The sequence below is a fragment of the Pseudomonas sp. FBCC-B1667 genome (genome assembly GCF_059133255.1).
The window spans coordinates 1822021-1836421 of sequence record NZ_CP101437.1 but is presented as its reverse complement, the minus strand read 5'-3'; the positions used below and the strand labels follow the sequence as shown (position 1 = coordinate 1836421).

General features: G+C 60.5%; 4 protein-coding genes. 3 read left to right on the top strand and 1 reads right to left on the bottom strand.

Annotation, left to right across the window (positions count from 1 at the left end):
* The first annotated feature begins 196 nt into the window (after positions 1–196).
* The 3 genes from NL116_RS08115 (at position 197) to NL116_RS08105 (ending at position 4255) form a co-directional block, all read left to right on the top strand.
* A complete protein-coding gene (locus tag NL116_RS08115; RefSeq protein WP_494376735.1) occupies positions 197–562 on the top strand; it encodes a DUF6124 family protein in 366 nt (121 codons plus the stop codon).
* Between the two features lie 307 nt (positions 563–869).
* Positions 870–3821 carry a carbohydrate binding domain-containing protein gene (locus NL116_RS08110; protein ID WP_494376734.1) on the top strand — a complete coding sequence of 984 codons (2952 nt, stop codon included), beginning with the start codon at positions 870–872 and terminating at the stop codon, positions 3819–3821.
* Between the two features lie 143 nt (positions 3822–3964).
* A complete protein-coding gene (locus NL116_RS08105; RefSeq protein ID WP_494376733.1) occupies positions 3965–4255 on the top strand; it encodes a DUF6124 family protein in 291 nt (96 codons plus the stop codon).
* A gap of 141 nt (positions 4256–4396) precedes the next feature.
* Here the strand turns inward: NL116_RS08105 and NL116_RS08100 are convergent, their stop codons facing one another.
* Positions 4397–13816: a retention module-containing protein gene (locus tag NL116_RS08100; RefSeq protein WP_494376732.1), complete on the bottom strand. Its 9420-nt coding sequence runs from the start codon at positions 13814–13816 to the stop codon at positions 4397–4399.
* Positions 13817–14401 lie beyond the last annotated feature (585 nt).

Genomic DNA, 14401 nt, shown 5'->3' with positions numbered 1-14401 from the left:
CAAGGCGCATAGCGCCACCGTTTCCTTTCGGTTGGCGCTTTTTTTCGTCAACTGCATTGCGTTATGGCGGCTGTGCGCGGGAGATCTTCGGGTCTGCCGGGTTCCTTGATTCCCGGTCTGCGAACCTGCGTACAGCTGCCACCTCCCCTCGTTTCGCAGCGAGTCGTGACAGCTCCATTAATCAAGGAGTTTCACCATGTTCAAAATCACACCCAACCCGCCAGAAACCGACACCGACGACGTTTCCCCTTACGAATCCACCGATTCCAAAAAGCTCAACACCGCTGCCGACCGCGCACTCGACGACTCCCTCAAACCGGTCGTTCCCAAAGACACGCCACGCAAACCCGGCACGATCTACTTCGTCGGGCCCGATACCGATAACGAAACGCTGCTGGTGAATGCCTGTGAGACGTTGGCGTCAGCGAGTGTGATGTTGAGTGATTTCGCGGGGCCGTTGAACGGCCCGCAGCGCCACACGCTGCAGGGCATTCAACACTCCGTCATGCTGGGAGAACTGGCGGTGAACCGGATGCTGGATAATGTCGATCCGCACGGCTGACACGCAACGCTGTGGCGAGGGGTTGATCGTAGAAATTTGTGGGGTTTGGTCGGGCCTGTTCGCGATGGCGATCTCTCTGTCGACAAAAAAATCCGCCATTCCTTACTCAGGAATGGCGGGTTTTGTCGTTTCAGCCCTCAGGTCACACGGTGTCCACCTTCAACGAATCGTGACGTGACCGCTCGTCTTAAACAGGGTCTCACCTGTCAGATCTGACAGTAGGCAAACATTTATGCCGACTATCTAATCCATTCAATCGGTGCCGCCCATTCAGACAGCCAGGCGCCTCTATGGAAGGTCCGTACTTATGAATACCCCAGTGACAAACGCTGCCCTCACCTCCAATGGACAAGTCGTTGTATTCCCGCCCGAGCCCGGCATCGGTGTGCTGGCTGTCGCTCCGCCCTTCCCGGTTGGTTTCAAACCGCAAAACGACGGTGCCTTGGGGATCAACATCAACATGGTGCACGGCGACCGAGACGGTTTGCTGGTTTACATCCTGGCCTATCTGAATATGGCCATCGGGGACCACATCAGGGTTTACATCGAAACAACGAACACCCCGGTCGCTGAGTTCTGGGTCACCGAAGCGCATTTCGACGCTGAAGGTCTCGCGAAAAACATTCCCTTCTATATTTCTGCCAAGAACATGGAAGCCAGGTTTCTGCAGTCCGAGAACAAAGCCTTCTGGTTCGATATGCAACGCGTAAGCGGCAACGGCAGTGAACAATCGCCGCCTGTCCCACTGTTTTACAAACACCCGGCACCGGGTGAAGCAGACACCGACGGCGGAAAGCCTTTCAACCAAGGCCTCAATTTACCCGTCGCCTCGGAAAGCGTCGTCGATCAGACAGTGATCAATGACGGCATGTTCGTGACCGTGCCGGAGTATTTCAATCAGTCCATCGGTGATGGGGTGGTGCTGGCCTTCGGGTCTTTGCTCTTGGAGAGCACTGTCACCGAATTAGGCGATGTAGTCTTTGAACTGACACCGGAAATGCTCGCCACTCTGGCGCCCACCAACAGTCTAGTGGTGCGCTGGGAAGTCTTCGACGTGGTGGAGAACGCCAGCGGCTGGTCGGATGCGCTCACCCTCACGTTCAAACCCGGCATGGTGTTGCTGGCCGCACCGATTTTCGAACAGGCGGATCCCGACAATGTGGTGGATCACGATGGGCTCGAAGGCGAAGCCATGGTGATCCTGGTCACCGGTGTCTTTGCGATCAACGACTTGATCAAGCTGACCCTGGAAGGCCTCACCAAAGGTAGCGACCCGGTCACGCACACGTTCAGCGTGACGCTGGCCGCAGCGAGCAGATCAGTGAACTTTCCGGTATCGAACGAGTGGGTGCGCAACCTGATTGGCGGCTCGGCGCGGGCCTCCTATACATTGACCAAAGCAGGCAAGACCCAGCGCTCGAAACCCGCCGATGCCACCTTCTCTGGCACATCCCAGCCATTGGGCCTGCCGGCTGTTGGACCGCTGGTGGACAACAAGCTGCCGGTCGACACCACCACGGCCACGGTGCGGGTCGCCGAATACTGGCCCTTGAAAAATGGCGCGATCGTCAAACTGTACTGGCAAACCACCGATCAGGACGGGATCAAGGCACTGTTCATTTTCCAACAGATCGTCACCGACTCAACACAACCCATCACCTTCGGGGTGCCAGCCAAATACATAGCCCCCTACGCCAGTACCCCTTTGACCGTGCAATGCACAGTGACTAACCCGGGTGAGGTCGAGGTGTCTTCCGCACTGCTGCAATTGATGGTTGGCGACGTGGCGCAAATCGTATTGGAGCCACCGATTCTGGTGAAGTCCGCCACCGATCCGATCGACCCGCTGGGTGATGTTCCGACGGTGCGGGTCGAATTCCTGGCGGCCATTGCGGGAGACCGGGCAAGGTTGGTTGAAAGGCAGGCGCCCGTCGGCTCCGAGCCTTTTCCGCTTATTCCTCTAAACCAGAACAAGCGCGCGAACTTTGTGCTGAGCAGGGGGTTTCTTGTAGCCCGTCAAGGCACGACGCCTCAGGTGTTCTGGAACCTGAATCGTGGCGGGGAAAGAGTCGCGTCATCGGAATCGTTGGCAATGACAATTAAACCGATTACTGCCGAAGACCCACGGCTTCCAACGCCGAAAATTCAGGGAGCCACCACGGTACTGGACGTGACCACGCTGCCCCCTGCTGCGCAACTTGTCGTCGATGAATGGGCGGGCCAAGTCAAAGGGCAACGGGTGTGGTTGCGTTATGAGGGAACCACCCACGACGGATCCGCCACTACCTACAACGACCGCACGGGTGAGCCGCATACCGAGGGCTCCGCTCTGCAGCGCCTGGTACCTCTGGAATGGTTGAAAACACTTGCGCACGATAGCGAGCTTAAAATCAGTTTCTGGGTGAACTTGAAAGGCGAGTCCGATTTTGAGCGTGCGGTGCTCTTTCCCAGAAGCATTTACACGATCAAATCACTGGTGTTGACTGCTCCGACACTCCTCGATGTCCCCGTATCAGGCCCCGATCTGGATTTCGATGACATCCCGGACTCAGGTGCACGCATTCAAGTTTCCGTATACACCGGAATGTCGATCGGGCAGTCGGTGAGGGTCGTATTAACCGGGGCCGGAAAAAATTACGAGAGCCTGCCACAAGAGGTCAGAGCCGCTGCTCCATTGATATTCCTAATCCCCAGACCAGAATTCATTGCCAACTCGGGTCAACCGATTGTCATCACTTATTGGGTTTCAGCTTCGTCCAGCCAACGTGATGGTGTTCAATCGCCGCCGTTGGATTTAACCGTACTTGCCGATACCTGGCGCGACTCGATAACAGGCTTCAACGGCCATACAGGAGGTTGGGCATTTGGATCCGCCTCCTCACAAGCCACTATCCACAACGGCTATTACGAAAATCTGACTTATAACGGCTCAGGCAACGCCGGAGTCTTGCTAAGCCAGACATTTTTGCTCAAAAAGGAGAGGACCTACCGCTTCACTTACTATGTCGTGAACATCAGTCCACAACCTTCAAACGTTGCGCCAGTAACCAGCGTAAGCCTGTCTAATGGAACAACCCTGCTGGGGGCTTTCACTGTTCCTCGAACGAGTCAATGGATTCCCATAACTACCACTTTCAGAGTGCCGGCCAACGCCTACTACACCATCTACTTAAACAACAGTCAGGATCGCGGTGGCGGCTCTAACGCAGATGGAGGAAATGACTTCAGACTCACCAACATTTACGTGCAGCGCGTATGAAAAGCGAACATGGCGGCTGTGCGCGGGAGCCCCCCGGGCCTGCCGGGTCTTATACCTCTCGGTTCGCTAACCTGCGAACAGCCGCCACCCTTACTTGCCTAGCGACAGGTTCTGGTGGCTCCATCAGGTATAGGCGCTTCAGGGTGTTCAAAATCACACCCAACCCACGCCCTCGACTACTAACTCAAACCGGTCATTCCCACAGACACGCCACGCAGACCCAGCACGATCTATTCGCCGGTCCTGACACCGATAACGAAAAACTGCTGGTCAACGAATGTGAGACGTTGGCGTCAGCGAGTGTGATGTTGAGTGATTTCGCGGGGCCGTTGAACGGCCCGCAGCGCCACACGCTGCAGGGCATTCAACACTCCGTCATGCTGGGAGAACTGGCGGTGAACCGGATGCTGGATAATGTCGATCCGCACGGCTGACACGCAACCCTGTGGCGAGGGGTTGATCGTAGAAATTTGTGGGGGTTGGTCGGGCCTGTCCGCGATGGCGATCTCTCTGTCGACAAAAAACCCGCCATTCCTGACTCAGGAATGGCGGGTTTTGTCGTTTCAGCCCTCAGGTCACACGGTGTCCACCTTCAACGAATGGTCATTCAACATGCCATTGATGATGGTCGCCGTATCGTGCCCGCCCGCCACCACACCACCCGCATCCGGCGTAACGCCGTAGTGGCTGGCCAGGTTGACGCCGGCCAGGTCGATGGTCTGGTTCGGCGTGGCGCCGGCCATGGCGCTGACGTCGATGCTGGTGACGAGTGAAGCGCCGCTGCCGGTGACTTTGAAGTGCAGGTAGTCATCCAGCGACGCTGACGTACCGTTTTCACCTTGCAGCAGTTGCGACAAATCGAGTTTGTCGGTGCCGGGGGTGAAGTCGGTGACGACGTCGTGGCCACTGTTGCCTTTGAGCCACTGGAAGGTGTCGGCCCCTGCTCCGCCGGTGAGGGTGTTGTTGCCCAGACCGCCGATCAGAAAGTCGTCACCACCGCCACCGTTGAGGATGTCATTGCCCAGACCGCCGTTGATGACGTTGCTGTTGTTATCGCCCGTGAGGGAGTCGTTGAAGTTGGAGCCGACCAGGTTTTCGATCCCGGTGAGAGTATCGGTGCCGGCGCCGCCGGTGTTTTGTGGCGTGACCAGACTCAGGTCGACGGTAACCCCGGCGGTGGCATGGGCGTAGCTCACGGTGTCGATGCCGGTACCGCCATCGAGCAGATCATTGCCCGTGCCGCTGTACAGCAAGTCATTGCCGGCGCCGCCGTGCAGTTCGTTGTTGCCGGTGCCGGCGGTGAGCACGTCGTTGCCGTCGCCGGCATTGATGACGTTGTTACCAGTGCCTGCCACCAACACGTCGTCGCCCGCTGTGCCGGTGAGGGTGTGACCCTCCTGATAGCTGATGGTCACCGCGGCGGTGTCGCTGCCGCCATGGTTGTCGCTGGCGGTGTAGGTGCCGTGGGCGTCCGGTGCGATGTCGTGGGCGCCGGCGTAGTTGACGGTCATGGTCAACTGGTAGCTCTCGGCGCCTTTGGCGTTGCCTCCACTGGTGTTTTCGATGTTGGTGATGTGGATCTGATAGGTCGCATCCGATGTCGCGGTGATCGTCTGGCCGTCCGCGATGCTGACGAAGGCGCCGCCATTGACGGAGTACTCCAGGGTGATGTGCCCCGCCGCCAGATTGTGATCCAGGTTGAGGGTCTCACCTTCTTTCAGCTTCACGGTGATGAGGTCTTCATCGTTGGCGTTGTTGGCAGCCACTTGGCCCAGATACCCGCTGACGACCAGCAGCGCCGTCATCGCGGCGGTGTTGGCCGCAAAGGAACTGCGCACGTCTGCCAGGGACTGGTTGGCCGCGGTGTCATTGGTGCCTTTGAAATTGATCGCGCCAGTCCCGGTGAAGTCCGCCCCCTTCGCCACCCACCCGGTGGTGAAACTGGTCGGCGATGCGGTCATCGGATCCTTCTCGGCATCGGTGTCATTGGCCAGCAACAGCTCGCCCGGCACCACGATGTTGCCCGACAGCACGTTGGTGATGATGTGGTCATCGACCGCCACCGGTGCGGCGTTCGGAATGACTTTGACCGTCAGCGTGGAGCTGGCCAGGTCGCCGTCGTTGTCGCTGACGGTGAAGCCGATGTTTTCGGTGATGACCACGGCGGTGGTTTTTTGCGAGGTGTAGTTGTACTCGCCGGTGTCGAGGTTCACCACCAGGGTGCCGCCATTGTTGGTGGCGATGCTGATGCTGTTGTTCACCGTGTTGAATGTGCCGTGGTTGGCGCCGCCACTGAAGTTCAGCGAACCCTGGTTGGCGTTGCCTTTCGGGTCGAAGGTGTAGGTGGTGCCGTCGACCGTGAGGGTTTTGATGAAGCCGCCATCGGCGCCGAACGTACCGTTCTCCAGCAACGTACCGGTGACCGGTGCGCCGACCACAGTGCCCGAGAGCACCGAGTTGAGTTGGGTAAGATCGGTCACCACCACCGCATTGGTGTCGGTGTGGGTGCTGCCGTCATAGGCCAACGGATTGAGGTTCGCATTGCTCACGCCACTGCCCAGGCCGATCGCGTAGTTCTTGATACCGTTGGCGTCGAGGAAGGCTTTGAGTGTGGCCTCATCCGACGTACCAATCTCCTGGCCGGTGGTCGGTTTACCGTCAGAGAAGAAGTAACCGACGTTCTGCGCACCGGTCAGTTTTCCGGAGGTATTGAACGCCGTCTGCAGCGCGGCCACCGCCGCATCGTAGTTGGTTCCGCCGCCCGCTGTCAGGCCGGCAAGCAGCGTCTTGGCGGTGGCCACATCGACCCATACCGAGGTCCTGTCGGTGGCCGTGCTGCTGAAGGTGACAAGCTGCACTTTCACATCGCCCAGGTCGTCGTACTTGTCGAGCAAGGCGCTGATGGCCTGTTTGGCCAGGTCCAGCCGCGACAAGCCTGGCACGCCAGAGGGGTCGACCATACTGCCGGAGATGTCGAGCACGATCAGCAAGTTGGAGTCGATTTCCACCGCCGCCACCGAGCGATCCGATGCCACCGCTTTAGGCACGTCATCGACAATGTTGACGACGATGGTGCTGGTGGTGCTGTTGCCCAGGGCATCGGTGGCTTTGTAAGTGAAGCTTTCGCTCAGGGTGTTCGGCCCATCATTGGCGTTCGGCGAGGTTTTCGGCGCCGAGGTCAGGGTGTAGGTATACGTGCCGTTGGGGTTGAGCAGGATTTGCCCGTACGAACCGGTGGCGCTGCCGACCAGGCTGTAGGTGAGCGCGCCGCTGCCGCCGGTGACCGAACCGACCAGCGTCCCGGTGGCGGTTTCCCCGGTGTTGCCCGGATCGCTGCCGATGACGGTGCCCGGTGCCAGGTCCTGACCGTCCTGGTTCAGGTCGAGGGCTTTTTCGTAGACCGTCACGTCCTGATCCACCACGGCTTTGAGGCCGGTGTCCGTGACGTTGATGGTGATCGTGGCGGTGCTTTCGTCGCCATCGGAATCGCGAATGGTGTAGGTGAACGTATCGGTGGCGCCCTCTGGACCGACCGAGTTCGGGTTGCTGTGGTACACCGCATTACCGGCGGCATCCAGGGTCAGGTAGCCGTAGGTGCCATTGATATGGGTGCCCAGTCCGCCGACCGCCGAGGTCGTCGTGTTGCTGCCGGCACGCACACCAATCACCGCGCCAGCGGCAGCCGGACCATCGGCGCCAAACACGTCGTTGCCCAGCACGCTGATGTTGACCGTGGCGCCTTCGGCCGCACTCGCCGTGTTCGGCGCAGCGGTGGGCAGATCATCGACGATGTTGACGTTGATCTGACCCGACGCGGTGCTGCCGTCGGTGTCGGTGGCCACCACGTTGAAGTTTTCGGTGATGCTGTTGGCGCCGTTGGCGGTTGGATGGGTTTCGTTATCCACCAGGGTGTAGCTATAACTCACAACACCTGTGGTGGCGTTGAATCCGGTGACGGTGAACGTGCTGCCGAGCGCCGTGGTGATGGTCTGCGGGAAGCCCGCCGCCACGCCACCGACCACCACGTGAATGCCGCCAACGTCGAGGGTTTGCAGGCCGTCGAGTGCGGTCACGGTGAAGGTGCCGTTCTGGGTCAGTGTCGGGGTGTTCGGGCTGGTGCCTTCGCTGAGGTTTTTCTCGTAGACGGTGAGTTCGCCGCCACTGACGTCGAGGCCGTTGAGCGTCACCGGGTCGTTGGCGTTCTGGATGTTCAGCTCCAGGGTGGCGGTGCTGGTGTCACCGTCGGCATCGGTGAGGGTGTAGGTGAAGGTTTCCGTGCCAGTGCCGCCGCCGTGGAGGTTTTTGAAGTCGACATCGTTGGAGTCAAGCGTGTAGGTGTAGGTGCCATTGGCGTTGAGCACCAACGTGCCGTAAGTGCCATTCAGCGTGGCAGGCGTGATCGGCCCGGCATTCGATCCGGTCGCGACGTGGTCTGCACCTTGAATGTCGTTGGTCAGGACGTTGCCGGTGAGGGTCAGCGCGTTTTCCGTCGCAGTGGCCACATTCGTGTCGTTCACGGCTTTCGGCACGTCATCGACGATGCTTACCACAATGGTGCTGGTGGTGCTGTTGCCCAGCGAATCGGTGGCCTGGTAGGTGAAGCTTTCGGTCAGGGTATTCGCGCCGTCGTTCGCGTGCGGCGTGGTGGTTGCCGGCGATGTCAGGGTGTAAGTGTAGGTGCCGTTGGAGTTGAGCTGAATCTGACCGTAGTTGCCCGTGGCGCTGCTCACCAGGGTGTAGGTGATCGCGCCGACCGCGCCGGTGACCGAACCGACCAGCGTGCCCTTGGCAGTTTCGCCGGTGCTGCTCGGATCGCTGCCGATGACGGTGCCGGCGACCAGGTCCTGCCCGTCTTGGGTCAGGTCCAGGGCTTTTTCGTAGACCGTCACGTCGGTGTCGCGGGCCGCGACGATGCAGCTGTTGGAGACGTCGATGGTGATGGTGGTGGTGCTTTCATCGCCGTCGGCATCGCGCACGGTGTAGGTGAATACGTCGTTCGCCCCCGCTGGGCCGACGGTGTTCGGATTGCTGTGATAAACCGCGTTGCCGTTGGCATCCAGCGTCAGGTAACCGTAGGTGCCATTGATGTTCGAGCCCAAGCCACCGATGGCCGAGGTCGAGGTGTCGCTGCCGGCACGCACACCGATCACCGCGCCACTGGCCGCCGGGCCATCGGCGCCGCCGATGTCGTTATCCAGCACGTTGCCCGAGACGGTTGCGCCTTCCGCCACCGAGGTGTGATCCGGGTTGGCCTTGGGCAGATCATCGACGATGTTGACGTTGAGCTGGTTGCTCGCGGTGCTGCCATCGGTGTCTGTCGCCACCACGTTGAAGTTTTCGGTGATGGAGTTGGCACCGTTGGCGTTTGGATGGGTTTCGTTATCCACCAGCGTGTAGCTGTAGCTGACCACGCCAGTGACCGGGTCGAACCCGGTGATGGTCAGCGTGTTGCCCAATGCCGTGACAATCGACTGCGGGAAGCCCGCCGCCACGCCGCCAGCCACCACATGAATGCCGCCGACATCGAGGGTTTGCAGGCCATCGAGCGCGGTCACGGTGAAGGTGCCGCTTTGGGTCAGTGCCGGGGTGTTCGGGCTGGTGCCGTCGCCGAGGTTTTTCTCGTAGACGGTGAGTTCGCCGCCGTTGACGTTGAGGCCGTCGAGGGTGACCGGATCATCGTTGTTGTGGATTTGCAGCACCAGCGTCGCGGTGCTGGTGTCGCCGTCGGCATCGGTGAGGGTGTAGGTGAAATTTTCGGTGCCGTTGCCGCCGCCGTGCAACGCTTTGAAATCGGCGTCGCTGGTGTTCAGCGTGTAGGTGTAGGTGCCGTTGGCGTTCAGCACCAACGTGCCGTACGTCCCGGCAAACGTGCCCGGGGTGATCGGGCCGGCATTTTCGCCGACGGTCACGCGGTCGGCGCCTTGCACGTCGTTGGTCAGCACGTTGCCGTTGAGGGTCAGCAGGGTTTCCGAGGCGGTGCCGGCGTTGCTGTCGTCGACGCCTTTGGGCAGATCGTCGACGATGTTCACATCCAGCGTGCCGTTGGCGGTGGTGCCATTGTCGTCGACCACGGTGACGGCGAATTGCTCTGGCAATGTGTTGGCGCCGTTGCCGGTCGGGTGGGCTTCGTTGTCGGCCAGGGTGTAGCTGTAACTGACCACGCCGGTGGTGGCGTCGAACCCGGTGATGGTCAGCGTGCTGCCCAATGGGGTGGTGATGGATTGCGGGAAGCCCGAAGACACACCGCCGACCACCACGTTGATGCCGCCGACGCTCAGGGTTTGCACGCCGTCGAGGGCGGTGATGGTGAAGGTGCCGCTTTGGGTCAGTGCTGGTGCATCGGGGCTGGTGCCGTCGCCGAGGTTTTTCTCGTAGACGGTGAGTTCGCCGCCGTTGACGTTGAGGCCGTCGAGGGTGACCGGGTCGTCGTTGTTGTGGATTTGCAGCACCAGGTTGGCAGTGCTGGTGTCGCCATCAGCATCCGTCAGGGTGTAGGTGAAGGTTTCCGTGCCGTTGCCGCCGCCGTGCAGCGCTTTGAAATCGGCGTCGCTGGTGTTCAGCGTGTAGGTGTAGGTGCCGTTGGCGTTCAGCACCAACGTGCCGTACGTCCCGACAAACGTGCCCGGGGTGATCGGGCCGGCATTTTCGCCGACGGTCACGCGGTCGGCGCCTTGCACGTCGTTGGTCAGGACGTTGCCGTTGAGGGTCAGCAGGGTTTCCGAGGCGGTGCCGGCGTTGCTGTCGTCCACGCCTTTGGGCAGATCGTCGACGATGTTCACGTCCAGCGTGCCGTTGGCGGTGGTGCCGTTGTCGTCGACCACGGTGACGGCGAATTGCTCTGGCAATGTGTTGGCGCCGTTGCCGGTCGGGTGGGCTTCGTTGTCGGCCAGGGTGTAGCTGTAACTGACCACCCCGGTGGTGGCGTCGAACCCGGTGATGGTCAGCGTGCTGCCCAGCGGGGTGGTGATGGATTGCGGGAAGCCCGAGGACACGCCGCCGACCACCACGTTGATGCCGCCGACGCTCAGGGTTTGCACGCCGTCGAGGGCGGTGATGGTGAAGGTGCCGCTTTGGGTCAGCGCTGGTGCATCGGGGCTGCTGCCGTCGCCGAGGTTTTTCTCGTAGACGGTGAGTTCGCCGCCGTTGACGTTGAGGCCGTCGAGGGTCACCGGATCATCGTTGTTGTGGATCTGCAGCACCAGCGTCGCGGTGCTGGTGTCGCCGTCGGCATCGGTGAGGGTGTAGGTGAAATTTTCGGTGCCGTTGCCGCCGCCGTGCAACGCTTTGAAATCAGCATCACTGGTGTTCAGGGTGTAGGTGTAGGTGCCGTTGGCGTTCAGCACCAGGGTGCCATAAGTCCCGGCAAACGTGCCCGGGGTGATCGGGCCGGCATTTTCGCCGACGGTCACGCGGTCGGCGCCTTGCACGTCGTTGGTCAGGACGTTGCCGTTGAGGGTCAGCAGGGTTTCCGAGGCGGTGCCGGCGTTGCTGTCGTCCACGCCTTTGGGCAGATCGTCGACGATGTTCACGTCCAGCGTGCCGTTGGCGGTGGTGCCGTTGTCGTCGACCACGGTGACGGCGAATTGCTCTGGCAATGTGTTGGCGCCGTTGCCGGTCGGGTGGGCTTCGTTGTCGGCCAGGGTGTAGCTGTAACTGACCACCCCGGTGGTGGCGTCGAACCCGGTGATGGTCAGCGTGCTGCCCAGCGGGGTGGTGATGGATTGCGGGAAGCCCGAGGCCACGCCGCCGACCACCACGTTGATGCCGCCGACGCTCAGGGTTTGCACGCCGTCGAGGGCGGTGATGGTGAAGGTGCCGCTTTGGGTCAGTGCTGGTGCATCGGGGCTGCTGCCGTCGCCGAGGTTTTTCTCGTAGACGGTGAGTTCGCCGCCGTTGACGTTGAGGCCGTCGAGGGTCACCGGATCATCGTTGTTGTGGATCTGCAGCACCAGCGTCGCGGTGCTGGTGTCGCCGTCGGCATCGGTGAGGGTGTAGGTGAAATTTTCGGTGCCGTTACCGCCGCCGTGCAACGCTTTGAAATCAGCATCGCTGGTGTTCAGGGTGTAGGTGTAGGTGCCGTTGGCGTTCAGCACCAACGTGCCATACGTCCCGGCAAACGTGCCCGGGGTGATCGGGCCGGCATTTTCGCCGACGGTCACGCGGTCGGCGCCTTGCACGTCGTTGGTCAGGACGTTGCCGTTGAGGGTCAGCAGGGTTTCCGAGGCGGTGCCGGCGTTGCTGTCGTCCACGCCTTTTGGCAGGTCGTCGACGATGTTCACGTCCAGCGTGCCGTTGGCGGTGGTGCCGTTGTCGTCGACCACGGTGACGGCGAATTGCTCTGGCAATGTGTTGGCGCCGTTGCCGGTCGGGTGGGCTTCGTTGTCGGCCAGGGTGTAGCTGTAACTGACCACGCCGGTGGTGGCGTCGAACCCGGTGATGGTCAGCGTGCTGCCCAATGGGGTGGTGATGGATTGCGGGAAGCCCGAGGCCACGCCGCCGACCACCACGTTGATGCCGCCGACGCTCAGGGTTTGCACGCCGTCGAGGGCGGTGATGGTGAAGGTGCCGCTTTGGGTCAGTGCAGCAGAATCCGGTGAACTGCCAAGGCTCAGGTTTTTCTCGAAGACGGTCAACTCGCCGCCCTCGCTATTCAGGCCACCAATCGTGACCGGGTCATCGTTGTTATGGATTTGCAGCACCAGGTTGGCAGTGCTGGTGTCGCCATCAGCATCCGTCAGGGTGTAGGTGAACGTTTCCGTGCCGTTGCCGCCGCCGTGCAACGCTTTGAAATCGGCGTCGCTGGTGTTCAGCGTGTAGGTGTAGGTGCCGTTGGGGTTGAGCACCAGGGTGCCGTAGGTGCCGGTGAAAGTGCCGCCAATCACCGGGCCGCTGTTGGGACCCGTTGGAATGCGGTCGGCGCCTTGGGTGTCGTTTGGCAGCACGCTGCCGGTCAGGGTCAGCAGGGTTTCCGAGGCGGTGTTGGCGTTACTGTCATCGACAGCCTTGGGCACATCGTCGGTGATGTTGACGTCCAGCGTGCCGGTGGCGGTGTCGCCGTTGTTGTCGCCAGCGACCACGGTGAACTGCTCGCTGAGGGCGTTGGCGTCGTCGCCGGCCGAATGGGTGTCGTTGCCGTTGAGGGTGTAGCTGTAACTCAACACGCCCGTGGCCGGGTTGTAACCGGTGATGGTCAGGGTGTTGCCCAGTTGTGTGGTGATCGACTGCGGAAAGCCAATCGCCACGCCACCGGTGATCACGTTGATACCGCCGATGCTCAGGCTGTTCAGCCCGTCTGGCGCCGACACACTGAACGTGCCGTTCTGGATCAATGCGCCTGGATTGCTCGCGGAGCCATCGGCCAGGTTGGCTTCGTTGACGGTCAATTCGCCACCCGCCACCGACAGGCCATTGAGCGTGACCGGGTTATTGACCGGCGTTACCGGTGGTGCAATGACGGCCGGAGTACCGTCGGCATTCTGCTGTATATCGGCGTTGCGGCGTTCTTCAGGAAATTCGGGAATGCCGCCAAATCCAGCGGTCGGGAAGCCAATCGTCGGATCGACCCGCCCGCCCACTTCTTCAAGCATGACAAAACTGTGGCCACCGCCCTGCGCACCATTCGAAGCCCCTGTGAAACTCGGCCCGGCCGCGGTGGCTTCACCGGTCTGCGTCGGGTCAGCGCCCGCCGCGATGGCTTTTTGCAGTTGCTCGACATCGGTCAGTTGCGCTTCGCTCGGCGTTACAGTCTCTGAAGTGCCGACGTGTGGCGACTCATTGACGAGCAGACGCGGATTCATTTCCAGGCTGCTGCCACGCCCGAGGGTCAGTTCCTGGCCATTTTGCAGATGGACCGCCACCGCGCCTTCGGCCCCGGTGACCAGTTGATCACCGGCGAACAATCGGTCGCCCTCGATCAACGCGCGCCGGGTACCGTCATTCGCTACCGCGAACACCTGACCAATGACTTTACTGACGATACCGATGAGCGTAGCCATGTGCATTTCCTCCGCTGCCAACCGCTGTCGGCATCCTGTTTTTAGCGAAGAACGTGCTCATGGTTTGATGGCAGGTGGCTGCGCGGATCGCCTGCAGGGCGCGTTTACCTGAGTAAGCCGCTGCCCTGGCGATGTCCTCGCCCAGCGTGTCGCTCACCGGCAATGTCGGCGACTGCAGAACAAATCCCTCTGCAATCAATGGCTTCGGGAGCCCAACTGCGTCGCACTTGCCCGGTGAGCGCTGCGTAACGATCCTGAATCAGTAGAGTGACAAAAAAACGTCACTACAAATCGTTACGCGTCCCTCCCCTCCAGCACTTCTCCGCCCTATGTCGATAAGTGGATGGAACTTTTGCTGAATCCTTTGAAAGCTCCTTAAAGCTCGTAATTCAAAGGCTTCCGTATTGAACAATGTGCTGGATTTTGCTGACGGCATAAGTTTTTTTTGGCATAAGGGTTATGAGAAAAATTTCTTAGCTATTCTCTAGGATGTTCTTAGCTCTGTTGTTACAAGGGTGAAACGGTTTTACCTATAAATGCCGTCAAATAATTGGCGACTGATAAGCACCATTAGGAATTCAGGGA